The organism is Candidatus Erwinia haradaeae (genome assembly GCF_900698925.1).
GTDB classification, from domain to species: domain Bacteria; phylum Pseudomonadota; class Gammaproteobacteria; order Enterobacterales; family Enterobacteriaceae; genus Erwinia_E; species Erwinia_E haradaeae_I.
Genome location: NZ_LR217713.1, coordinates 457,378 through 484,161 on the forward strand (window position 1 = coordinate 457,378; position 26,784 = coordinate 484,161).

Below are 26,784 nucleotides of genomic sequence, written 5' to 3' on the forward strand. Positions count from 1 at the left end.
ATTTATTAGTGCGTGTTTGTTTGTTAGATAAATCAGACAATAAATATCAAAATGCCCTGTCTAGTTTACTCATGCGATGGAGTCTAATTCATGATCCACAAAGCTCTATAATACTTATAGCTAAAGCTGATTATCTTACAGTATGTAATCTTAATGAACCTGCACTTGGCAATATATTTGTCAATTTTTTCTGTAAAAGTATAACATATCGACGTCAGTTTGGTGGAGGAATATCTGAAGCGATAGCTAGAGCTGTAGGTATTAAAAAAAATTATTTTCCTAATATCCTGGATGCGACAGCAGGATTTGGTCGTGATGCTTTTATTTTAGCAATGCTTGGTTGCCATGTTCGTATGTTAGAGCGTAATCCTGTTGTAGCAGCATTACTGGATGATGGATTGCGTCGTGGTTATACTGATACAAAAATAGGTTCATGGTTAAGTGAACATATGATTCTGTTACCTTTTTCCAGTTTACTAGTATCACCAAATATTGATCCTCTACCAGATGTAGTTTATCTTGATCCTATGTATCCATTAAAGAAAAAAAAGTCTTTAGTAAAGAAAGAAATGCGCATTTTACAGTCTTTGGTAGGAATGGATACAGATGCAGATTCACTTTTACATCCTGCTCGAATTTTAGCAAAGAAGCGCGTGGTAGTCAAACGACCACGTAATGCTCCAGCTTTATCGATGATACATACAGATCATATTATAAAAACTAAAAAACATCGTTTTGATATTTATTCTCCAATTAATAGTTTTAAATCTGAATGATCAACTGATTTATTTGATAAAAAATATATTTTAAAAATTTTATTTTTTCTGCATCAATATTGATACGAATTTTTTCAAAAAAGGTGTTTATTTAATAAATTCAGGGATTTTAATATAAAATAAAATAAGTTTTAGAAAATTATACATTAATAATCATTTTATATTCAAATTTATGAAAGATGGTAAAAGTTTTTATTGAATTAACAACATTCTGTTCAATGTTGTAATATTAGATGATTTACTCTATATTAGAGTTTTGATTGTTATAGGTTCCGGTAATAATCAATTCTTTTATTCATAAAAGTTATTTATCATCTATTGTGTATGATCAAATATAGGGAAGATTTTTTAAAAAAGAAGTAATTTATGTTCTCATTAAAAATGAATAACATACTGAAAATATTGAATTATTCGTTAGATGGGGAATGCATTTCTTGTTATATAATTCCTTCTAGTCTTAGTAGTAAATTTGATTACAATATATATAATCATAAAACGTGTATTTATCATATATGTGTATTTTTAAGAGATCAATGTACAGTATTGCATGGATTATAATATATGAATGATACATTAATGCAGAATAACATGCTGGATAATTACTACTGGGTCCTATAGATTAAATTTCAAATTAATTATGTACACTCTAGTATTAATTAATAGTTGTAATCTGTTACAATTTTAACCAGGATTAGTTATGACTGAAAATATTCATAATCTGATCTGGATTGATCTTGAAATGACCGGTCTAAATCCAGAGAACGATCGTATTCTTGAAATAGCTACGCTTTTAACTGATAATAATCTAAGTTTTATTGTTGAAGGACCAGTTTTAGCTATTCATCAGAACGAAAAGCATCTTAGATCTATGGATGACTGGAACATAAGGACTCATACTAAAAGCGGCTTAGTAGAACGAGTGCGATCAAGTATATTTAATGAACGTTTTGCAGAACTAGCAACTATAGAATTTTTGAAACCACGTATTCCACGTTATAGTTCACCTATTTGTGGTAACAGCATTGGACAAGATCGTCGATTCTTACGTAAATATATGCCAGAATTAGAATCTTATTTTCATTATCGATCCTTAGATATTAGCGTTCTTAAGGAACTTGTCGCTCGTTGGAGACCAGATATTTTACATGGATTTAAAAAAAATAATAAACATAATGCATTAGATGATATTTATGAATCTATAGCAGAATTAAATTACTATCGTAAGAATTTTATCAGGACGTAAGACGATACATAAATACATACTAATCGTATTAATAGCGATTTAAATTTACTGCCTTTACTTCCAATATTTTATTGTTATTAATATATAATATGTTATAAAAAAATTGAATTTTAGAAAAAATATATTTATCAAAAGTAAAATTTTTTTATTTATTAATTAATATGATATAATCAGAGAACAGATAATTTTCATATAAGAAAATTAATTTAACATATGAAGATTTGTTAATCCTCATTTATACATACTCTTTAATTCAAGAGATATTTTTTTATATAAAGAATAAGAATTAGGATCTTCAGTGATAGAAAATTTTATAAAAATTGATTAAAGCATGTCATATTAATTTTATTAAGCATAGAATATACATATCTTGTATAAAACCTAATTTTTTGTATAAAACCTAATTGAATTAAAAAAATACAAAGATATCCTATAAAAATATAACTTTAAAACAGTGAAATCATATTCAGTCCATATTATTTGAATTGTTTCAAGACTGGAGTTTTATTAACTATTCACATCTTTATTGAGTCACATAATGAAAGATAATTAGTAATAATCAGCTAATTATAATTATATATTTATTATTATTAATTATTATAAATAGAAATAGCTAGATTATTAAAAATTTAAGTAAACTTTTAACACTATAAGAAAGTTTATGTATTAAACGATCAATGACTTTTTTATGACGCATATAACAGACTGATAGAATTTGGTATGTAGCCATTTTATTAATAATAAAATCATCGCTAGTACCAATTTCATCTATAAGTCCTTTTTCTAAAGCTTGAGATCCATACCAATGAGCTCCAGTTGATACTGTTTCTATATTTAACTTAGGTCGCATTTCGCCTACAAACTTTTTGAATAGTAAATAAGTTTGATTTAGATCATCTCGGAATTTTTCACGTCCTTCTTCGCTATTTTCACCAAAAAGAGTTAATGTTCGTTTATATTTACCCGCTGTATGGAGCTCAATATCAATTTCATTCCGTTTTAACAGACGGTTAAAATTAGGAATTTGTGCCACTACACCAATAGAACCAATAAGTGAAAATGGAGCAGCAATAATATGATTAGCTACGCAAGCCATCATGTACCCACCGCTTGTAGCAATTTTATCTACAGAAATCGTAAGTGGTATAGATTGATTTCGTAAACGCTGTAACTGAAATGCGGCTAGGCCATAGCCGTGAACTAATCCGCCTGGGCTCTCTAAGCGCAATAGAACTTCATCTCCTTTTTTAGCTACAGAGAGCACAGCAGAAATCTCTCTTCGTAATGAAGAGACTTCTCTAGCATCTAAGCTTCCTTGAAAATCAAGGACGTATAGTGTTGGTTTGTGTATTTCTAGACTTTGTTGCAATCGGTTTTGTTTTTTATTTATTTTTTCTTCTTTCTGCTTTTTCTTATTAAATTCTTTTTTCCATATTTTTTTTTGTGAAGATGTCATTTTTGCTAAACACATGTTATGCTGAATTTCAATATAACCTTCATCTAACCTAGTTAATTTTAGTTTTCCAGTTGGAGCATTGTTACGTTTAGTTAAATTGGTAATAATTATTGCTATTGCTGATATCGACACGACTACAGTGAGTGTCTTTGCAAGAAAAAGTCCATATAAAGAGAGTATATTCACTCAGTTCACCTTAAATTATATTAATTAACTAGAAATTGAGTAAGTTTATTTTAACTTAAATATTAAGTTTCTCACTAATTAGTGTATAAAATATGAAGTAGTATAGTTACTTGTACTAATCAATAAATATTTGATTTTTATGTAAATATCTCAATAAGTCTTGATGTATAAAAGATATTGTATATATGGATACATAATTTAATATATTGAAGAATAAACTTCTAATCAATAGTATATTATTAAGTAATCATAGTAATTTTAACATTCAATATTAATCATGGTGTAATATGATGTTATCATGCAGTCATGTGATAAGCGATTATTACTGCAGTGATAGTTATGCTTTATATTATGTTATTTACTACAATAAAGGGATGATATTAATATACTCCTTTTTAGGATGACTAAAAAGATGTTTTTTAAATGTTAAGCTAATTGCATTTAATTTGAATAGTTTAAGATTAGAACAGTAGTGTATCTATCATGCGAATAGATCTTTTAGCAATGTTTTTGGGAATAAGATGTATAAATCTCGTTTTTGAAAATTTATTAGCAATATTTTCTCTTGATATATCTTCTACTCATCGTTGTAAATATCGAAACCCAGTTAAGGGGCAATTAGTCATATAAAGGGATCTTACTTTAGTATCATAAAGTAAGTATATTTTTGTTATGTTTTATCTTTCATTCACTAGGTTATTATTTTTTAACTGATGATTAATTATTTTGTTCTTTTTTTTCTTTATCCATCAAATAAACTTTTTATAGTATGATCTATAAAACATTAATAATTAATGGTTTTTTTAAATCTAGACAATATTGTACTCTATTGCTATCTTTGGTTCTCAAGATAGTATATTTAATATCATTCTAGTCATTAGAATAACCCTCTATATAGATGAACTGTATTAGTATTAAATCAATAAAAATAAGTAATAGTTCGTAATATATATTATAAGGAAAATTCCTTTCTAATGTCACTAAGTGTGCAAATTTCCAATAAAATTAGTTGATAAAAATTTACAGTTTTAGTAGATGTCACAGAAAAGTGATAGATTATGTCTTTATTAGAATACATTAAGAAAATTGCTTGTTACTGATAAAAAATCGAAGGATATTCACTGAATAGAATAACTTGATATCGTATAGTATACAATTACTTTAACTACATACAATATATTGGCATTAACGAATATTTAGAATTATATAGTAGTATATACAACAATTCAAGATCATAAGTTGATGCAAAAATTTTATCAAAAGAGTTAGCTTTAGTGTATGAAGTTCAGTTAGGTTGATTAAATTGATTTTTTCATAATTTTGTAGGCGTTATGGTGAAAATATATCTTGTTGGTGGTGCAATACGTAATCAATTACTAGATTTACCATTGAAAGATAAAGATTGGCTTGTAGTAGGGAGCTCATATCAAAAGATGATAGATTTAGGATATAAGAAAGTTGGTCGTAATTTTCCAGTTTTTCTCCATCCTAACACCGGTGAAGAATACGCACTGGCTCGTACTGAGAGAAAAACTTCTCCAGGATACACTGGATTTATTTGTCATGCATCACCAGAGGTCACTTTAGAACAAGATTTAGCTCGTCGTGATCTCACTATCAATGCTATTGCTCAGGATCAAAATGGTAAGTACTATGACCCGCATGGTGGAATAATTGATTTACAGAATCGAAAACTACGCCATGTCTCTTCTTCTTTTTACGAAGACCCATTGCGTGTATTACGCGTAGCGCGCTTTTCTGCATCTTTGGCTCATCTGAATTTTCATATTGTTGATGAAACCTTGGCGATAATGAAGCGAATGTCAAACAATGGCGAACTTTGTTCTCTTCCTTCGGAAAGAATATGGAAGGAATTAATAGCCGCTTTGCATACTAAAAATCCTGATGTTTTTTTTCAAGTTTTGCAATTGTGTGGTTCTCTTACAGTTCTTTTTCCAGAATTAAACACCATCAATAGTCTTGTTTCTAAAAGATATAAAACGTCAAAACCACAAATTTATCTTCATTCTCCCATGGCGTTATCCATTGCAGCTAAATTAACTACAGACATAGACATCCGTTTTTCCATTTTATTGTATGATTTATCTTTAGTATCTTTACGACATATCACATGGGTTAGCTATGACGAATTGAATGTATATAGGACTCTTCTGATTAGTTCTTTATGTATGCGATTATCTGTTCCTCATGCTTTACGCAATTTCGCAATGGTAGTGATAAAGTTTCATCATATTGTCGATACAATCCAGTTGCGCTCGCCTTATGAATTAATAGGTTTATTTAATAAAATTGATGCCTGGAGAAAACCATCGCGTGTAAATAAAATAGCTTTAGTTAGTGAAATAGTTTCCCGTCTAAATAGTGATTCTATAAATTTCTCTTATAAGAAGAGTGAATATCTTCTCCAAGCATGGGGGGCAGTGCAACATGTGTCGATAAAGGAGATTTTATATAGGGGATTTGAAGGTAAAGACATTTATCATGAACTAATGCGTCGTCGTATTTCAATGCTCACAAAATGGCAAGACATATAGATATAATTTATTCATGTAGAAAATATTTTTTAATCTATTCTGAGATCACCTTATATTCTTTGTAGAGGTTATTACGTGAATTATAAATAATATATAGTTTTTTTTGTTATTTAAGTTAGTAATAACTTTAATAGGATAAAGTAATTTTTAAATTGAAACTTAACTCAATATATTATATTAATAAATAGAATGTTTTTAAAACGTAACTCAATTATTTATTTTTTTATTTATAAGAAATATTATCGCATAAGATGTTTGTTGCTATCTATTATCGAAACCCATGTTATTCTCTTCTATGAATAATAATATTTTTATCTTTGTGGAGTTAAGGATAGAAACGATCGTAGTTATAGATGAGTTTTTTACTTCTAATTCGTTTGATCTAAAATTTGCATCATATTAAATTTTCCTAAAAAACTTTATCCGATTATAGTTTATACAAAAATATTTTTTTTCACTCTTTATGTTCAAGAGTCAAACAATGTGTTGAATAGTTTACTAACTATCTGATCGCATGATGGTTAATATCGTATGTTATTTTTAAATTAATATTCAGATCATATGTCTAGAATTTTATGATTGTTTTGGATGACTATGGTAATACAAAATTTGGTGGTTATTATTATGTTCACTAGATTAGCTATTCTAACTGATGTCTATTGTAATTAACATTTTATGAATTGCATACTGACAAAGAAATTAAAAAAGCTAATTTTCCATTATTTTACCTTGTCTCAAAATATTATATTCTTTTTTAATTTTTATTTAACTTGTGTAAATAAGTATCAAAGATTAATAAATTTGATGATTTTAGTCATTCATTGAGTTATTTGAGGATTTTATTATTCATGTTCTGTAAACATAATAATATGAGTTCATTGAATATAAAGATACATTTAGTATTATAGTTTATGGATATTAGGTTTGATCACTTGTTTAGTGATTTTTCTTAATCCACTGCAATTTATGATTTTTTTTATTGGTGATTACTAGGTTATTAAAAAATAAAAGAACCATGTAAAGAAAGAATTGATTATCATGATTATTGTTTGCAAACTCGTCTGATAAGATTACAAAAATATATTTTTTAATTTTTTATTTTAATGTTACTGGATTAATTGGTTTTTTTTAATTCCAGCTATTTGGCAACTTTCTTTATTTATACTATAAATTGAGTATGATGATCAAAATCTACTAGTAAGCACAAGATTAGAAAGACATATTTAAATATTTTAAAAGAATAACGCGAACTTGAATTACTTTTAGTATTTTACAATATATTCAAGATAGATTGAATAGAGGGATTAAATAATGTATTATACACATAACATATAGTATTATTATAATCAAAGTGTTTTAATTACTAGACAAGAATACAAACTCTTATAAAGATTTTTTAGTACAAGTGTATAAATCTTAAGATATCGAAGATGATCAAAATTTTGAATGTTGATTTTTTGTAGTGCCTGAGATATGTAAAATTGATAGTTTAGAGATATATTAAATATCTCATATTCTATTGTTTATCAACATAAATGGTGGTAATGTAATTCATATCAATATGTAAAATATCATGAATACTATATATAAAATTTTAATAAAGGTACATAGAAAGGAATGACCCATCGCAGTAGGCGAGAATGGATTTTAACAATTATAAAATTATATTTACTTACTGTCTGTTGATAGGTGATGATATATAAATATTCATATATTAATACTTATTACATTTTTTTATTTATTAGCTATCATAAAATGTTTGTATAGTTAACTGAATAAGGAAAAAAGAATCAATATTTTATAGGAATATTTTGTATATATGATTTGTTTAAAACAACCATATGTCTACATTAACAGATTAGAATATTAAGACTTTTTCATAGAAAAAGATTTAAATTATATTAGAAAAGTCGTAGTCATCTAAATTTTTTATGATGTTGACATGCGTATGATAGTTTTATCACTCATTTAATCAAACTTTTATAGTGCAATAAAATAATTTAGAGTTATTAAATGGTAGTTACATAGTACATAGTAAAGGGAAAATTATTATCTTTTTGTAGGATCAGATAACATTGTAGTTTAGAATGAAGCCCGTCTTTATCAAATAAACCTTTTATTTTTCTTAATAAGAAAAAATATCATGTAATTTAGTTTATTAAAGTTTAATTTTACTTTTGATACAAAATTTTATTTTTGATATAAGTAGTAGTTTTCTTACAAAAAATCACTTTTATTAGGTTCGGTTATATTTTAGGTTTGTCATAAGTTTAGTTCTGACTAGAAAAGAATATCTTTCTCAGGGCATTAATAGTTAGCCTACGAGATGTAAGTGTAATTTTATCTATAATCAGATAGGTATTTAATTTTAATTAAACTAAATTTTTTATAGAACGATAAACCTTGAATGATTGATTTTTCGCAAGAATTTGATGGTTGCCAAAAGTATCATCTAAAATTTTTGGATAAGGAAGGAAAGAATTAGCCACAATTCGAAGCTCTCCATGTTTATATAAAAATTTTGGTGCATCTTTAATTAATTTATATGCTATTTCTAAATTGGTTTTTAGACCAGTATGAAACGGTGGGTTAGATATAATCATATGAAATCGCTCATTAACATTCGAGTAAAGATTACTACAATATACTTTACCGGTAAAACAGTTTGACAATAATGTAGCCCGACTAGCCGCAATCGCTGCGGCATTGACATCAATTAATGTAAGATGAACTTGAGGTGATCGACTCAATAAACAAGCAGAGATCACTCCTGTGCCACAACCAACATCTAATACTTTACCGTTTATATTTTTATTTAAAGTGGATATTAGTAACTGGCTTCCCATATCAAGACCCTTAAAACCAAATACTCCAGGTAAACTTTTTAAAATTATATTATTAATTTTATATTCATTCCAAAATAATTTTTCATTAAAAGATGAATTTAAGTTCAGAGTTCCCTGATAAAGACTAGATCGGCATCCGTTATCAATTTTTTTAAGATTTAAGGAGTGTATAATGATTTTTTCTACTCCACGAACTCCGCTCCGATTTTCTCCAACAATGAAAATATCACTGCCAATTGGAAGAAGGGAGAGAAGATTTTGTAATTGAAAGTCTGCTTCTCGTTTATTTTTAGGCCAAAAATATATTATGGTATCACACTGTGATACCATGTCTCTAGTAATCATAAGGCTATAATAAACTCGCTTGTTAAGCAGAGGTTGTAAAGTTTGCCAGTGATGATATTGTTGAGTATGTGCAAAACTCTGTGCAGTTTTTAAGAAACCGGGTAGGGAATCCTGTAAATTACCTGCAAAAAATACATGACGCTTAGTAAATATATGGTAGTTTCGTGATATGAGAATACTGGCTGGAGTTAATTTAGACATCTAAATTTTCCTAGAAGACCACCGTAGCAACTGTTTAAGTATAGCAGTTATTATCCTAGATAAAGTAATTATAATTAGATTGTTTCTTATATTTCTCATTTTAGAAGAATTTTATTCTAGGTATAAATCAGAAAAAATACAATGTTTTTATATTATTTGAGTCAATACTAATTTATTTTCTTCATACTAATAAGAGGAATAGGTATGTGATATCTACTAAAATAGTTTATATTGTAAATATAAATTGATTAAGTATATATAAAAAATAATATCATAATATTAGGAGCGTCTAATGTCTCTCAGACGTAACCAGATTTTAGATCATATGGGCATTATACCATATACGATTCGTCATTATCACGTATTTCAAGGTGAAATGGCTATAACTTTACCTGTTATGACACGATTAGTTATTGTGTCGCATAGACTAATATTGAGGAATAATACTTTACTCATGGATGTGTTACGCGCCATGAACCTAAATATGGGACAGGTTCAGATATTATCTCCTCGTCAGATAAAAATGTTACCAAAAGATATCTTTTATAATAAATGGTATTTGGGAACACAAATTCCAAGTGAATCAACTGGAATTATTATTACCTCTTCTATATTAGAGAAGCTCGCTAACGATAGAGAAGAAAAAAAGGAATTATGGAAACAAATTTATTTATCTAATTTGGATATAGTTCATAATATACAATAATTATTAAATTCTCTTAATTTATTTTTGATAAGACTGTTTGACTATTTTAAAATCAACAAGAACAGTAAATAAAATTTGTAATTGAATTAAATTGAATTTTGACTAACAATTTTATTGTTGATAAAGAATTTATTTTGATAATAAGATTGACGCTGAAATTGCGTAAATCTATTTAACTTATGATATATATTTCTATCAATAATAAGACAATTTATGATAGTGTGGTGTAAGGTGATGAAAGTATATGTCTCTAATATTTTTAGTATGGATATCAAATGTAGATATGTAAAAATTAGTCTTTTCGTCATTATTAATAATTTATCATCATAATTCTTTACGTTATACTGGTTGTTTTTTTATTTTTTTATTTCTCCTAAGACTTAAAGAAGGAGAAGCGCTGTCTCTAAGAGAGTAGAATGAATATATGATTTTAAAATTTTTTATTTCTACAAACTGTTACTACTTTTTTCTTTTTTTATGTTGTATTTAATATGAATGCTAATGGTATTATAGAAATATAGCATTAGATGCTATCGATGATTAAGATATGATCAAATAAAGTATATTACTATTATCTTATTATCTAATGTTTTTAATGAGATTAATATAACTTTAACTTTAATTGATATCCGCATGAATATTGTTATAAATTATTCATGTCTTAAACAATAATTTCATTATGAAATTATTTTTATTGATTCAACTATGTTTAAAGATTTAAGATGAAATTGTTGATATGAAATTTATTTTTCAGAAATAAAAAGACTGTTAAGAATATTTAAAAATATCTCTCATCTATTTTACATTTGATTGATATTTATAGACATAGGACTGATTATATGTACAAAGATAGATTATAAGATTCTGATGTGATTGCATATTTTAAGATAAAATTAAATAATATAAATTATTGATAGATATGTCATGTTAAAATTCTATATGCTTATTTATAATTTATAAAATTAAAAAGAATGTTAAGTAGTTAACCATAACTAAAGAAGTATATATTGTAAATACTATTTCTTAGTTATTTAAAATTCAATGTAGGCTATAAGTTTTAAAAAATTTTTGGTTAAAAATCTAGATTAAATTAATAAATTAAATAATGGAAATTATATGTATATTCTTCCTTTAAGGGAAGAGCCTAGCAGGAAAATTATGTATGAGAACATATAAGAATATTTAATATATAGATTGTATGTAGTACCATACAATAAATGATAGGATCATGATTTTAAATATAACATGAGTTTGTGACTATTCTTTTACTTGTAGTACAAATTAGTATGGTAATACCATATATTGTGTATAGATTTCTATTAAATATCTGTTTGTTTAATATTAATTCGTGTTGTTTTGATAAAAAAATCATATAACTATTAGATTATTTAAATAAATAATGACAGAGATTTCTCTCATACCAATGTTATCAAGACTCAGTATTGATGTACAAGCTGTATATAAGGCTGAAGAGAATTTATTAATAAGTCAATCCTATCTATAATCTAAATAGATGGTAATTATTTCATCTAAAATCACTATTTTAAATTATATCATTGAGAATTTTTATCAAGAAAGAGCCTATGGCTTCATATAGTGTTAATTAGGCAAGGTAACTATGAGAAAAGTGTTAGTAATAGTTGAGTCTCCGGCCAAAGCAAAAACAATTAATAAGTATCTTGGAAAGGATTATGTGGTGACATCTAGTCTTGGTCATATTCGTGACTTGCCGACTAGTAGAAAGATAGAAAAAAAAAATATTTACGGTCACTCTGGTAACGTAGGGAATAAAAATAAAAAAGATACAAATAAATCTTTAGTGAGTCGCATGGGCATTGACCCTTTTAATGGTTGGCAAGCTCATTACCGGATATTACCTGGAAAAGAAAAAGTGGTGTCCGCGCTTAAAATATTAGCTGAGCAATCTACATTTATCTATCTTGCAACCGATTTGGATCGAGAAGGCGAAGCTATTGCTTGGCATTTACAAGAAGTTATTGGCGGAGACAAAACGCGTTATAAACGCATCGTTTTTAACGAAATCACTAAAAATTCTATCTGCCAAGCATTTCATCATCCAAGTATATTAAATATTAATCGCGTTTATGCACAGCAAGCACGGAGATTTATGGATCGTGTAGTGGGTTATATGATTTCTCCTATACTGTGGAAAAAGATTGCACGGGGTCTCTCTGCTGGTCGCGTACAATCAGTAGCGGTTCGTTTAATTGTAGAACGCGAGCGTGAGATTAAGTCTTTTGAACCTGAAGAGTATTGGCTCTTACATGCTGAATTAGCTACTTTAGAAGGCATTAGTCTTCGGATGCAGGTTACTCATCAATCAAGACAAGCATTTTCTCCAAGTAAAGAATCTCAAATCCATATTGCTCTAGAGGTGTTAAAAACAGCTTGTTTTAAAGTGACCTGTTGTGAAGATAAACGCTCTATAAGAAATCCTAGCGCACCGTTTATTACTTCAACGCTTCAGCAAGCCTCTAGTACACAATTGGGTTTTAGTGTTCACCATACTATGGTTATGGCTCAACATCTTTATGAGGCTGGTTATATCACTTACATGCGCACTGATTCAACTAATTTAAGCCAAGATTCTTTAACTATGGCACGTGACCATATTGAGATAGTCTTTGGTAAGAAATACTTACCGAAAGAAAAAAACCTATATAATAGCGCTAAGCATTCGCATGAAGCTCATGAAGCAATTCGTCCATCAGATGTAAAAGTTCTTTTTTCACAACTTAATGATATGTCTGAAGATGCTAAAAAACTCTATAAGTTAATTTGGAGTCAATTTGTGTCTTGTCAAATGATACCTGCAATATATAATACTCGAACATTAATTGTAGAAGCTTCTAATTTTACACTTAAAGCGAAAGAGAGAGTGTTGTTTTTTGATGGATGGACGCGATTACTGTCAGTGACAGGAGACCGCACTGATAATGGAATCTTTCCTACAATGAAGGTTGGAAGTGTTTTAATTTTAAAAAATCTTGTACCAACTCAGCGATTTACTAAACCACCATCTAGGTTTAGTGAGGCTTTATTAGTTCATGATCTTGAAAAAAGAGGTATTGGTCGCCCATCAACTTATTCTTCTATTATTTCGACTATTCAGCAACGTGGATATGTTAGGATAGAAAACCGCCGTTTTTATGCTGAGAAAATAGGTGAAATCGTTACTGATCGATTAATAGATAACTTTCCTGATTTAATGGATTATAGCTTTACTGCGAATATGGAAGATAGTTTAGATCAAGTCGCACATAACCAAGTAGAATGGAAGGAAGTCTTAGATAATTTTTTTCGAAATTTTAGTAAACATCTAGAAAAAGCCGAAATGAATCCTGAAATAGGTGGTATGCAGCTTAATAAAATGGTTCCTACATCTATAGAATGTCCGGTTTGTAGAGGTCAAATGGGGATTCGTACTGCAACTACTGGGGTTTTCCTTGGTTGCTCCTCTTATGCGTTACCTACTATTTCTCGGTGTAAAAATACTATTAATCTCATTCCAGATAACGAAGTTTTTAATACTTTAGAAAATAATCAAGAATCAACTCATACATATCGTATCAGACGACGATGTTTACTATGTAATACGATTATGGATTGTTATTTAATTGATTATCAACGTAAACTATATGTATGTGGTCAAAATCCTGCGTGTAATGGTTATGAAATTCAGTATGGTGAGTTTAAAACACAAGGCCGTACTGAGCTTTCAGTTTTATGTGAAAGATGTGGATCAGAAATGTCTATGAAAGTTGGTCGTTATGGAAAATATATGGCTTGCTTGAACGAACATTGTAAAAATACACGAAAAGTTTTGAGAAATGGGAATGTAGCTCCACCGAAATTAGATCCAGTGCCATTACCAGAGTTGCGCTGTCAAACTTCAGATGCTTACTTTGTCTTACGTCAAAGTGCGTCAGGTATTTTTCTAGCTGCTAACACCTTTCCTAAGTCACGTGAAACTAGATCACCTAAAGTTGAAGAGTTACGACTTTATCGAGATCGTTTGCCAACAAACCTGCATTACTTAGCTAATGCACCTGTGATAGATAGAGATGGTAATCCATCTATAGTTCGTTTTAGTCGCAAAAATAAAACACAGTTTGTTCTTACTGAACAAAACGGGAAAAAAACTGGTTGGTTTGCATATTTTATTGATGGTCGGTGGAAAGAAGTAAAACATTAAATGATAAATATTGACTCTTCTCTACGTTTAAAATATCTTATTATTTTTATAAGAAATCTGCTCTATATTTGTTTAGATATTTATAGAATATAGTAATTCTGTATTTAATATCCATTTCTCTTTAGTTTAAGATTATTAGAGATAATAACAGAAATTTAGAATATAATAATGCGTTTATCTATATATGAGTGTTTAATTTCTGTGAATTTGTTATATGCTTTGGTTAAAGCAACGCACGATAAAAGAGATAAATAATGTGTATTAGATTGATCAAATGGTAGCATTTTAATTATAGATATACCATATTGATAAATGTTAAAATTCTAAATTTTAGAATGTTATCTTTAGATATTGCAGTAAATAAAGAATAGAGTTCTTATTGATTCTTCTGAATGAATGTTATTTCATTGTTATGAATGACAGGTATCACTTTATTTGTAGTAATTACTGAGTGAATATTATATCTTAAAACTTAATGTAAAATGAAAATTTTTTTAGAATTAATCAGTAGTGGTTATTTTAAATATAACGACTGATAGAAGATTTATACCATATCCCATGAATGTCAATTAGAAAAAATAAGATAAACTATTTAATATAGTTTTATTTATAATGTCATATTATGTTTTATTCTTCAGTTATAGCGCGGCGGTGTAAGTTATATTTTTTTTATATTCTAGAAGAGGATACATTTTAATAGTGCTTGTAAATACAGAAGATTGAATATTATAAATAATATCTGTAATTTTAAACATAAATATAGAATGGATTCTGATATAAAATCATAACTAACTTAATCAGAGTTATAATACATCAATGGACTATAAGATTAACGTTTATATGATCACAGAAGAAATAAAAATTATTAAAAAATAGTAGAATTAATAATTTTATACGAAGTTAAAATAACACTTTGTTTATTCATATCTTTCTGCACAATATATTATTGTACTGTATAATACACAAGCTCAGTATAATAATTATCTCAAAATAATGAAAGTTTGTTCTTTTACTATATTAATCAATAGTATGATAGCGATGTTAAATAATATTCGTGTTCTTAAATACAAGTCCTAGCTTCAAGGTGCTTACTACACTGTGTTTTTTTTGATTAATGTGACAACTCCTTATCCTGATTCGGTGCTATACAAATTTAGCAAATTTGATATAATATAATATATATGGAACTTTGTTTATAGAAAAAGCTTATCAAAGTGGTTCATTAAGCTAATATCCAAGTTTTTGTATGTGGCTCCAAACAAGATGGAACACAAAATGAAATTGCAGCAGTTACGTTATATTGTCGAAGTAGTTAATCATAATTTAAATATATCTTCAACCGCTGAAGGACTTTATACTTCACAACCTGGTATTAGTAAGCAAGTACGAATGCTGGAAGATGAATTAGGTATTCAGATTTTTTCTCGTAGCGGAAAGCATTTGACTACAATCACTTCAGCAGGGGTTGATATTATTCGCATTGCACGCGATATTATGTCGAAAATAGATTCGATTAAATCTGTAGCAGGTGAATATACTTGTCCTAATAAAGGTTCATTGTATGTAGCTACTACACATACTCAAGCACGTTATGCCTTACCTGAAACAATTAAAAAGTTTATTAATCGATACCCGGATGTATCGTTGCACATGCATCAAGGTTCTCCCACTCAGATTGCTGAGTCAGTCTGCCAAGGAAATTCTGATTTTGTGATTGCTACTGAAGCTTTGCATTTATATGATGATTTAATCATGTTACCCTGTTATCATTGGAATCGTTCTATTATTGTTAAATCTGATCACCCTTTAGCCTTTAAAGGTTCAATTTCTATTGAAGATCTTGCTAAATATCCATTAGTTACTTATACTTTTGGTTTTACGGGTCGTTCAGAGCTTGATATTGCATTTTATCGTTCTGGATTAACGCCACATATTATTTTGACCGCCACTGACGCTGATGTAATTAAGACTTATGTAAGACTAGGTCTTGGTGTAGGGGTTATTGCGAGCATGGCGGTAGATCCAGTTTCTGATCTTGATTTAGTCAGAGTTAACGCAGAAGACCTATTTAATTTTAGCACAACTAAAATTGGTTTCCGCCGTAGCACTTTTCTTCGTAATTATATGTATGATTTTATTCAGAGTTTTGCTCCTCACTTAGTCCGTAATGTTGTAGATACGGCTATATCTTTACGTACTAATAATGATATAGAAGAAATGCTTAAAGATCTTGAACTACCAAAGAAGTAGCGTTTGTAACGTAGAAAAAACAAGATGAAATAATTCATTGAGTGTATAAAAATAAGGATTAATAATTTTTATTATTATCAAGGTCTTTTTATATTATTTCAGCTTTTTTTCATTAGTTAATCTACTTAACTCTGATCCATTTAAAAAGAATGTAGTTAATAATTACATTTCTATTAGAATAAATTATTCATTTTTTTCTGCAATCAGTTGAGACTAAAGCATTCAGCAAGGTTGTAACTAACCACCTGGTTTTCATAAGATGAGTGCAATAATATATAAAATTAATTATGTAAGGTTATTACTTGAATAATAGAATTAATTAAGGAGATTATTTATAAATTTTATTAAATAAAATTGAAAAAGAAATTATAGTGACTGTAAGATACAATATAAGAAGTATTTTTCTTTTGTTAGGATACTAGATTTCGGGCATGACATGTCAAAAATGATCTTTAAATATATTATATTTTGACAATGTTTTGAAATAACGTGAGATATTGAGTTTTATGTGAGTATAGAAAATATACCTATCATTATAGATAACCTGATTATAGATAATCTGATTGTTAGCAGATTTTAAATGTAGTACAGTGAAAAAATTAAGATAGAATTAGCTAGAATGATATTTTAATTTTTAATATAAATGTTGTTGTATCGTGTGATTTTATAAAAAGGATATATTTCTATAATAAGATTAATAATAAGAGTGATATATTATTACTGAACTAAAGTAAATAAATATATATGAAATATATTATCTCTATAATATATCTTTCTCATTCTTTTAAAACTTGCTAGAAAAATCGATTATACATAAATGTTCATACATCAGTGATTATAGAATCATCAAATGATATAGCTGTATCATTAAAATGAATTTTTTTTATATTGATCTAGTTTTTCCTTATTATCACATATATGAATTTTGTCATTTTTATTGAGGTTACAGGGTTTTTGTTTCTCAATCAATTTAGTTTTATCTTATTCTAAATTGACTCTGATCCTTGAGGTTCAGAGCGTATCTTTTTTATAAATTGATTATTACCAACTAAAAATTAATTTTATTGATATCAAATGGTTATATTAATTTTTATTGGTTGATTTATTGTCAATATTTGATACTAAATCTGAGATACTCTATAGATTTATCATACTTTTTTGATCGCATGAGATTAGAGAATAAATAAGGTATGATTTCGTTAGTATAGAGGATTTATTAAATTGATACGCCTAGTCTATTTTTGGAAATTACAGAAGAATAAGAAGAGTATTTATAATGTATGAGATAATAATAAATCATTTTTTTATTCTAGTACATAACATAGCAAGAATATAGTTTTTATTTTTTAAAATATCCTATTATTTTTATCTATTAAAATAAAAAATTGAGATCATATCTCTCATTTTTTATAAATAAATTATAATCGTTTTCATGTCACGCTACATAAATATACAGTTTTTATTTTTTTTACTAAAACAACTGAGAATAGATTGAGTCTCTGAGCTAAAATTTTTTTATGTTTGTGATTATTTAAATAGTTAAATAATCATTCCCAAAAATTGTATACAAAATCATAAGTTACACTGATGGTACGTAAGCTTGATTAGAAAAAATCTAATCAAGTTAATTATGTAGAGATTATAGAATATTGGTTTTTTTTATAAATACACTCTGTGAGTAAATTATATTTTTTATCTTCAGAAAGATGATATCATAGATTAATTATGAATCAATTTGTGATTCAAAGTAAGCTATTTTACTATAAGATATATATCTTGATTTAATAAAATCTGAGAATGTAATATTTTTACACAAAAGATATAATTATTGTTACTGAATGTCTGGTTAGGTGAAATATGAAATATATTATATAACATAATTTAAATCTTGTAATCCTTTTATTTTATTTATTTATATACTATCTCTGATAAGTATATGACTTTCTATACATAGTTTTTCCAAAATATTTCCAAGCTTGCAAGTTTTTTAATAAGATTATTGTATAAAGAAATGTATACTAATTTATTTAATTATTACCTTATAATTAATCAAGGGGTTGGTTTTGTACTAAAAATTACTGAACAGTAAGTTACCTATCATTGTCTACATATGTGAATTAGTTATCTATTTTATTTTTTATAATTTATTGACTTACTTACTGGTATTTCTAATATTTACATAAATATAGATTTTTATCATTATTGAGTGAATTAGGATATAATATCTAATTCATTTTTTCAAATGATTCAAACGCGATAAAATAGTATAGATGAGATGAATAATTACAAAATAAATATAGATGAAAATATTGAAAAATAAGGGTAATTTCGTTATAATATTGTAACTACATTATAAATGTGCATCCCTACTTTCTGAATTATTGTTATTTAGCATGAATATGTGATTGTAATAGAAACTTTATAAGTTTTGCAATGATTCAGATTAGTTTATTTTATTAAAAATTTAGTAATTATTTGATCATCTCTAATATTACTAGAGCAGATCTATTAGAGATATAACAGATTATTTATAAGGAATTCAATTATTGATTGACAACAAAATAAAATTCAAAATGGAAGTTTTAAGGTTTTGTATTGTAAGTTTAGTTGGTGGTTAAACATATGTTACTTTATCACAATCCAAGATAATAAACTTTTCTGATATGTAAGCAATAAAATTTTATACTATTAATCCATAACTAGTTCTTTTAAAAGAAATTAATTATTTATATTTGTAAAAACTTAATAAAAATCTTAACTTATTCTCTTAATTGACAATATGCAGAAGATTAGACGATCTTTTAATTCACCATCAAAGATAATACTTATATGGTTTTCAACAACGTAAGTCAATCAAACTAAAAAAGCCATTAAGTTTATGGAAAGAAGAACGTTATGAATCAAATCTAATTTTTTCTATTAATTATTATTTTGCAATGATTTCATTCTATCATGAAAAAAGGTTGTTTCTATCATGATATTAATAATGCGTAGTAGATATTTGTCTATATTACTAAATAAATTGCTCGAACTAAATAAATTGTTAGATGTAGTTGCATACTGATCCTGATATTGAGAGATAAACATATAGATTGACATAATATTACTAGTATTTGAGTTAGGAGAAATACACAGAGTAGTAGAAAATATTTTTTATGTATTCTATAGTAATAATATTAATACTAGATAAGTTACTTGTTTTCTTATGGTGTGTATAAAAAGAATGACTGGTAATTTATTTTATCTAAAAACGCATTATACACATAAGATTAACTATTAAAATTTAGTATTATTTAAATTTATTGTTTAGAACAAATTGATTAGGAATGAATATATTATATACTATTTATGATTATTATATACTATTTATGATTAAATCATCTTGATCTGATACGGATTTATAAATAGATTATATTGTAAATACTACATGTTAACAGTCATTACTATTATATATAATGTATTTTTGTCCATATAAAATAGTGTTAGTATAATTCCACATTGAGAAAAGAGCCTTTTATATCAGTTAGTTATTTCTTCAGGAAATATAGATCATTATGTATTGTCCAGTGATTGATCTTGTCAAACAACTTGTTAGATGTCCTTCTCTTAGTCCTGACGATGCAGGCTGTCAGCCTATATTAATAGATCGCTTGCAGGCAATGGGTTTTACAATTGAATTAATAAATATTGGAAACACATTCAATTTTTGGGCGTCACGAGGAAAAGGTAAAACCCTGGTTTTTGCAGGCCATACTGATGTTGCTCCGGTAGGTGACATAAAGCGCTGGTTGTATTCCCCATTTGAGCCATGTACTAAAAATGGGATGTTATTCGGTCGAGGAACTGCTGATATGAAAGGCTCTCTAGCTGCTATGATTGTTGCTGCAGAGCGATTTGTACAATCTTATCCACAACATCGAGGTCGTTTAGCATTTTTAATTACTTCTGATGAAGAAGGTTGTTCGATTAATGGAACAGTAAAGGTTGTAGAAAGATTAATGGAGCGTAATGAATGTATAGATTATTGCTTAGTAGGAGAACCATCGAGTAATGAAAAGGTGGGTGATGTAATCAAAAATGGTCGTCGTGGTTCTCTTACAGCAAATCTCTTTGTGCATGGTATTCAAGGCCATGTTGCTTATCCACATGTTGCCAATAATCCGATTCATCGTATAGTACCGATTTTACATCAGCTTATCAATATAAAATGGGATCGAGGTAATTCGTTTTTTTCTCCAACCTCCATGCAAATCGCTAATATACAGGCAGGAGTTGGAAGTAATAATACTATACCAGACAACTGTTTTGCACAGTTTAATTTTCGATTTAATACTCAAGTAAGCTCTTCAATAATTCAATCTCGTGTCGAGGATATTTTAAATCAGAACCAAGTGAATTATAGCATTCAATGGGACATTATTAGACATCCTTTTTTGACTAAACAAGGTAATCTATTGCATGAAGTTGTAAATGCAATAAAGCATTATTCCAAGATTACGCCTAAAACTTTAACAACCGGAGGCACCTCAGATGGATACTTTATGGCGAAAATGGGAGCAGAAGTAGTGGAATTAGGTCCAGTAAATACCACAATTCACAAAATTAATGAATGTGTAAAGGAATCTGATTTAAAGATTCTAAGCTTTATCTATCAGAGAATTATGGAGAAGTTAGTTGCTTAAAGATAGTGAATATGCATGGTATTGGGTATTATTGGTAGCTATGGATAATCGTATCAATGTTGCTTATTCTTCTTTTGTCTATAGAGGTGTAATAGAAATTGATTTGAAAAAATCATCTAGATATGAATGTTACCCCCTCCTCTTGCAGTTGCGTACAAAGTAAAAAAGGTCGTTAAAGAGTAAATAAAGTAAAGGCAGATGATTTAGTAGTAACATGATTATATTTTGTAGATCCACCTTTCGACATGTTAATAATGGAGATATAAGAGAGAAGTTAGTCTGTATTAAAATTAAGAGAGAATCGCGAGTTGATTCTTTACCTCTGCTTAGTTCGTATTATTATGCTATATAAATTTTATCTTATTTTTTAAAAAATTCTATTTAGGTTATTGCGTAACCTAGTATAGCTTAACTATATTAATTTTGATATAATTATTTTAGATAAGAAAATGCGTTAATCTTTTTGGTAAAAGATACTAATGAGATAAAATTCGATATCGATTTCAACAAATATCAGTAGAGGATATTGATATCTTTAGTATCTTTTTTAGATCCACATGACGAAATGGAGCGATAAATAATTTTTGTATTACATGTGTAATATCCGCTCTTAATTATTACTGTATCCTATCGGTTGTTGTATTTTTTTAGATAACCGTATGTTTGAGGTTCTAAAATATGACTTATCTATAAGATCTTATCCTATTGATATCATTTTTTTACATAGTTAATCAATTGTGGATACCCACAGTACAGGCTAGAGAATAAACTATTCCTTTTCTTTACGTACAATAGATAACTTAATTAATATCTATAAAAGGATACGACGGTTTATTGCACGCAAATCAATATTAAATCAGGAGGTTATCTTTAATATCAAAGTTAATTATGTGAACGTGCTATGACAATTTCCTATTCGATCGATCGGAGAGTGTAGAGAGATTTAATGGGATAACAGAAATAGCTTATTTAGATCGAAAGGGAATCTATTTTTTCTACTAGCTTCGGGTAGTCATAATGAATGAATCTAAAATGCAACCAAACTAAGTTTAAAACTTATAATAATTAGGTATGATATTAAAAACTAAATGGGAACTCAGGCTCTGAGAATGTTAATGTTAAAGCTTCTAATTCTATCCAAACTGATGGATTGTGTTCTTCTTTTAAAAGAAGTTCTATCCGTGTTAATAATGTAAAGATATGAGTGAGCTTAGTAGTATCCAGGCGCTGAAGTGCGTGATTTAATAGGAGACGACGTTTTTGCCACACATGATACTGATCAAATAGAATGGGAAGCGGCATGTAAAGCATCTTTCGTTTTAACTTTACTAATACAAGAAGCTCATTTTGTAATATTCGTAAAAGAATAACTGAGTCACTATCTGTGGTTTGTACTTGACGAAGAATACGAAGTGCGCGTTGGCTATTTCCTAGAAATAGTGAGTTTATCCAGTCAAACGGATTAAAGCATGCTGCGTTATGAATCACTTGTTTAATGTGGGTCGATGTAAGATAACTATTAGGCCATAGTATTGCACATTTGTCTAATGTTTGAGCCAGCGCAAGAAGATTGCCTTCATAATAGTAACATAGTAGTTTGTTGGAGTTATCGTCTAGTGTTAAATTAAGTTTCTTTGCTCTGGAGGTAATCCAAAAAGGTACTGCTCTCCTCTCTAGTTCTTGGCAAACCACTAATATTGAGTGAGTGCAGATAGTTTTATACCAAGCTTCATTTTCTTGTCTTTTCGTTAATCTTGGGATTTGTAATATTAATATTATATCACTGTGTAATAATTCAATCAGTACAATAAGTTTCTTTTTTATTACTATATTTGGACCTTGTTCTGGTAATATGAGAAATAATATTTTTTTTCTGGAAAATAAACTAAATTCTTTAAAGATAGAGAAAATTTCTTGCCAATCAGTCTTATGATCTAATAAAATTGTAAAGCGTTCTGTAAAACCTTGATTTTTAGACACTTTATAGATGGCCGCTTTTGATTCTTTAATAAAAAGAAGATTTGATCCATACAATATGTAACATTTGTTTAATTTCTCAGCTAATTTATTATGTAGCTTATCAGGATAAATTTGAATCATTAGTTAGAATCACAGTACGTATCTGGTCTGATACGATGGGATAGACCTGAATTTTTTAGTGTAATTGGATTATTTAACTGTTTTGTGGCATTAGTTGTTTCAATATAAATCTTGGAAATCTGATGAATAAGATCTCTGACTACTTTTTGCCGTATATCATAAATAATAAGACTTTCTGCAGCATCTTTTGCCAAAGGAGTGTGTGGGTTTTCAAAAAATGAACTCGATACTTGAGAAATAATCGGATAGAATCCTTGACTAGGTATTACTATATGTGCTTTTACAATCATTACAATAGAATATTCAGCAGTTTTTCCATCATAAAAAGTTGTAGTAGTATTACGATGAAGAATTTCTTTACCAAGATGCAGAGAGGGAATATTTCTTTTCGTGCTTTCTTGAGTCATGATATTAACATCATATTTTCTAAGTTGTTTATAGACTTCAATTGTCAGTGGGCTATATAGATCTTCTGTATGTACAATAAGATTCTTCATTGAATCTGGTGTGGTGAAAGCTTGATGAAGATGATATCCACATCCATTAACGATGGAAATGGTCATGCTGATTATGAGTGTTAGTGAGAGTTTTACATAGTTCATTATATCAAATCTCTTGAGCCTAGTTAAGAATTAGATTAATTAACTGACCTGGTACATAAATAATCTTTCGAATCCTAGAGAAACGAAGATATTTTTCTATACAAGGCTCTTTTATAGCAAGAGCTTCAATTTGTGATTGAGTTGATTCTAAAGCGACAACGATTGTTCCTCTAATTTTATTATTCACTTGAATTGCTATAGTTAGATGATTCTCCTGTATTGCTTCTAGTTCCACTTGTGGCCATGGAGCAAAATCTATATTTCCATATCCGCCTAACTTTCTCCATAAAATAAAACAGATATGTGGGGTAAATGGATTTAACATTCGAATTATAGCTAGCAATGCTTCCTGCATTAATGCTCGATCCTGATCCATCTCTTGTGGAGCATTCTCTAATTTATTAAATAATTTCATTATGGCTGAAATTGCTGTGTTAAATGTTTGACGACGTCCTATGTCATCAGATACTTTTCTAATAGTTTTATGAAGAGCACAGCGTAGTGTTTTTTGTTGATTGCTTAATGCATTGACATTTAATATCATGGTCAATCCCTGATTGACATGTTTTCTAGTTAATTTCCATATTCGTTTTAGAAAACGATGCGCTCCCTCAGCGCCAGAATTTCTCCATTCTAATGGCATGTCTGCTGGCGCAGCAAACATAATAAATAAACGGATAGTATCAGAACCATAGCGGTCTATCATTAATTGTACATTTATACCGTTTTTTTTGGATTTTGACATTTTAGTCATACCTGCATATACAAGTTTTTCTCCATTTTTATCAAAAGCCTGAATGATTTGTCCTTGCGTATCACGCTCTACAACAACATTATTCGGCGCTATCCAACAATGTTCACCATTATCACCAATTCGATAGAAAGCATCAGCTAAAACCATTCCTTGACATAAAAGACGTTTAGCAGGTTCATCAGTGCTCACGAATCCTGCATCACGTAGTAGTTTATGGAAGAAACGAAAATAAAGAAGATGCATTATGGCATGTTCAATTCCTCCTACATATTGGTCCACTGGTAACCAATAGTTTGTGGATTTGGAATCTAACATACCTTTGGAATAGTTGGGACACGTATAACGTGCATAGTACCAGGATGATTGAATAAAAGTATCAAAGGTATCAGTCTCTCGTAGAGCTAATTGGCCATTAAGAGAGGTTTGTGCCCATTTTACATTTGTTTTAATTGGGCTAGCAATTCCATTCATTATTAAATCTTCTGGTAAGATAACGGGAAGCTGATATTCGGGTACAGGAACAATAGCTCCATCCTTAAGAGTGAGCATAGGTATAGGTGTTCCCCAATACCGTTGACGTGATACACTCCAATCACGGAGACGATATTTAACTATTTTTTGGCCATAATTTTTTTTAATTAGTTGATCCTGTATCTCTTTAGTTGCGTTATCAAAGGATAATCCATTAAATTGATCTGAATTAAAGAGGATTCCTTTTTCTGTCATTGCTGATTTTTTTAAATCAGGGATTTGACCATCAGCATTAAGAATGACAGCTTTAATTGCTACATGATATTTCATAGCAAAATCCCAATCAGCTTGATTATGGGCTGGTGTAGCCATAATAGCACCTGTTCCGTATTCCATGAGTACATAATTTGCAACCCAAATTGGTAATTTTTCTCCCGTCAGTGGATGTTCTGCAAATAAATCAGTGTTCATTCCTTTTTTTTCTAATTTAACTAAGTTAGATTCAGATACTTTAGTTTTTCGGCAGGTAGAAATAAAGACACGTAGAGCGGGATTGTTGAGAGAAATCTGATTGACTAAAGGATGATTCATGGCTACTGCAAGATAGGTAACACCCATTAAGGTATCAAGCCGGGTTGTATAAATAAATAGCGCTTCTTTTTTACCTACAATTGGAAATTTAATCTCAGTTCCCTCAGAGCGACCAATCCAGTTCCGTTGCATTGTTTTAACTTTTTCTGGCCATTCGCTAAGTTGATTCAGATCATTTAGTAATTCCTCAGCATAGCTTGTTATTTTAATAAACCACTGTGGGATTTCTCGAAATTCAACCTTGGATTGACAGCGCCAGCAAGAACCATCCATCACTTGTTCATTGGCTAATACTGTCATATCATGTGGGCACCAATTTACTTCAGCAGTTTTTTTATAAACCAAACCCTTTTCATATAACTGAGTAAAGAACCATTGCTCCCAATGGTAATATTCTGGTTGACAGGTAGTAATTTCACGGCTCCAATCGTAACTAAATCCTAGTGCTTGAATTTGAGTTTTCATGTAGTTAATATTCGAACGGGTCCAGGATGATGGTTTGACATCATTTTCTATTGCAGCTCGTTCAGCTGGTAACCCAAAAGCATCCCATCCAATAGGTTGTAATACATTTTTACCGAGCATTCGTTGATAACGCGCTAATGTATCCCCAATAGTATAATTACGTACATGGCCCATGTGTAGATGACCAGATGGATAAGGAAGCATGGAGAGACAATAATACTTTTCTTTATCTTCTCTCTCAGAAACTTGAAATGTTTTATTTTCTTCCCAGTATTTTTGGACAAAAGATTCTATTTCATGTGGGCAATATTGCTCTTGCATCACTCTTACGATCCTTTT

13 protein-coding genes are annotated in these 26,784 nt (G+C 28.7%); 8 read left to right on the forward strand and 5 right to left on the reverse strand.

Features of this window, described 5'->3' with window-relative positions:
* Nucleotides 1–8 precede the first annotated feature (8 nt).
* Together HACICURV3402_RS01405 and orn are read left to right on the forward strand one after the other, a co-directional pair.
* A complete protein-coding gene (locus HACICURV3402_RS01405) occupies nucleotides 9–776 on the forward strand; it encodes a class I SAM-dependent methyltransferase (protein ID WP_232037512.1) in 768 nt (255 codons plus the stop codon).
* A gap of 697 nt (nucleotides 777–1,473) precedes the next feature.
* Entirely contained in the window at nucleotides 1,474–2,019 is a 546-nt protein-coding gene (orn, locus tag HACICURV3402_RS01410; protein ID WP_157992576.1) for an oligoribonuclease, read from the forward strand.
* Between the two features lie 613 nt (nucleotides 2,020–2,632).
* Here orn and sohB read toward each other — a convergent pair.
* The gene (gene sohB, locus HACICURV3402_RS01415) at nucleotides 2,633–3,661 is read right to left on the reverse strand and encodes a protease SohB (RefSeq protein WP_157992577.1); all 1,029 of its coding nucleotides are present in this window, start codon (nucleotides 3,659–3,661) and stop codon (nucleotides 2,633–2,635) included.
* A 1,334-nt stretch (nucleotides 3,662–4,995) separates the two neighbouring features.
* Between sohB and HACICURV3402_RS01420 the strand changes: the two genes are divergently transcribed.
* Nucleotides 4,996–6,216: a multifunctional CCA addition/repair protein gene (locus HACICURV3402_RS01420; RefSeq protein WP_157992578.1), complete on the forward strand. Its 1,221-nt coding sequence runs from the start codon at nucleotides 4,996–4,998 to the stop codon at nucleotides 6,214–6,216.
* Between the two features lie 2,372 nt (nucleotides 6,217–8,588).
* Here HACICURV3402_RS01420 and rsmC read toward each other — a convergent pair.
* Nucleotides 8,589–9,608: a 16S rRNA (guanine(1207)-N(2))-methyltransferase RsmC gene (rsmC, locus tag HACICURV3402_RS01425; protein WP_157992579.1), complete on the reverse strand. Its 1,020-nt coding sequence runs from the start codon at nucleotides 9,606–9,608 to the stop codon at nucleotides 8,589–8,591.
* 292 nt (nucleotides 9,609–9,900) lie between these two features.
* Between rsmC and HACICURV3402_RS01430 the strand changes: the two genes are divergently transcribed.
* From HACICURV3402_RS01430 to HACICURV3402_RS01450, 5 genes are all read left to right on the forward strand, one after another.
* Nucleotides 9,901–10,314, forward strand: a complete 414-nt coding sequence (locus tag HACICURV3402_RS01430) for a DNA polymerase III subunit psi (protein ID WP_157992580.1) — start codon at nucleotides 9,901–9,903, stop codon at nucleotides 10,312–10,314.
* A 1,618-nt stretch (nucleotides 10,315–11,932) separates the two neighbouring features.
* Nucleotides 11,933–14,530, forward strand: a complete 2,598-nt coding sequence (gene topA / locus HACICURV3402_RS01435; protein WP_157992581.1) for a type I DNA topoisomerase — start codon at nucleotides 11,933–11,935, stop codon at nucleotides 14,528–14,530.
* 1,275 nt (nucleotides 14,531–15,805) lie between these two features.
* A complete protein-coding gene (gene cysB, locus HACICURV3402_RS01440) occupies nucleotides 15,806–16,780 on the forward strand; it encodes an HTH-type transcriptional regulator CysB (RefSeq protein ID WP_157992582.1) in 975 nt (324 codons plus the stop codon).
* 3,554 nt (nucleotides 16,781–20,334) lie between these two features.
* Nucleotides 20,335–21,462 (forward strand): succinyl-diaminopimelate desuccinylase, encoded by a 1,128-nt coding sequence (gene dapE / locus HACICURV3402_RS01445; protein ID WP_157992583.1) that lies wholly within the window; start codon nucleotides 20,335–20,337, stop codon nucleotides 21,460–21,462.
* On the forward strand, nucleotides 21,455–21,625 hold the full coding sequence (locus HACICURV3402_RS01450) for a hypothetical protein (RefSeq protein WP_157992584.1): 171 nt from the start codon (nucleotides 21,455–21,457) through the stop codon (nucleotides 21,623–21,625). Before dapE ends, HACICURV3402_RS01450 begins: the two co-directional genes overlap by 8 nt.
* Before the next feature lie 914 nt (nucleotides 21,626–22,539).
* Here HACICURV3402_RS01450 and holA read toward each other — a convergent pair.
* From holA to leuS, 3 genes are read right to left on the reverse strand one after another with little or no spacing between them, the layout of a single operon-like run.
* Entirely contained in the window at nucleotides 22,540–23,562 is a 1,023-nt protein-coding gene (holA, locus tag HACICURV3402_RS01455) for a DNA polymerase III subunit delta (RefSeq protein WP_157992585.1), read from the reverse strand.
* Nucleotides 23,562–24,164, reverse strand: a complete 603-nt coding sequence (gene lptE, locus HACICURV3402_RS01460) for an LPS assembly lipoprotein LptE (protein ID WP_157992586.1) — start codon at nucleotides 24,162–24,164, stop codon at nucleotides 23,562–23,564. The genes holA and lptE overlap by 1 nt, the downstream gene beginning before the upstream one ends.
* 19 nt (nucleotides 24,165–24,183) lie before the next feature.
* Nucleotides 24,184–26,766, reverse strand: a complete 2,583-nt coding sequence (gene leuS / locus HACICURV3402_RS01465) for a leucine--tRNA ligase (RefSeq protein WP_157992587.1) — start codon at nucleotides 26,764–26,766, stop codon at nucleotides 24,184–24,186.
* Between the last annotated feature and the right edge of the window lie 18 nt (nucleotides 26,767–26,784).

What these genes read in the sequence shown, in the direction of transcription:
- orn (WP_157992576.1), top strand. Translation starts at nt 1,474, where the DNA reads ATGACTGAAAATATTCATAATCTGATCTGGATTGATCTTGAAATGACC.
- rsmC (WP_157992579.1), bottom strand. Translation starts at nt 9,608, where the DNA reads ATGTCTAAATTAACTCCAGCCAGTATTCTCATATCACGAAACTACCAT.
- HACICURV3402_RS01430 (WP_157992580.1), top strand. Translation starts at nt 9,901, where the DNA reads ATGTCTCTCAGACGTAACCAGATTTTAGATCATATGGGCATTATACCA.
- topA (WP_157992581.1), top strand. Translation starts at nt 11,933, where the DNA reads ATGAGAAAAGTGTTAGTAATAGTTGAGTCTCCGGCCAAAGCAAAAACA.
- cysB (WP_157992582.1), top strand. Translation starts at nt 15,806, where the DNA reads ATGAAATTGCAGCAGTTACGTTATATTGTCGAAGTAGTTAATCATAAT.
- dapE (WP_157992583.1), top strand. Translation starts at nt 20,335, where the DNA reads ATGTATTGTCCAGTGATTGATCTTGTCAAACAACTTGTTAGATGTCCT.
- holA (WP_157992585.1), bottom strand. Translation starts at nt 23,562, where the DNA reads ATGATTCAAATTTATCCTGATAAGCTACATAATAAATTAGCTGAGAAA.
- lptE (WP_157992586.1), bottom strand. Translation starts at nt 24,164, where the DNA reads ATGAACTATGTAAAACTCTCACTAACACTCATAATCAGCATGACCATT.
- leuS (WP_157992587.1), bottom strand. Translation starts at nt 26,766, where the DNA reads ATGCAAGAGCAATATTGCCCACATGAAATAGAATCTTTTGTCCAAAAA.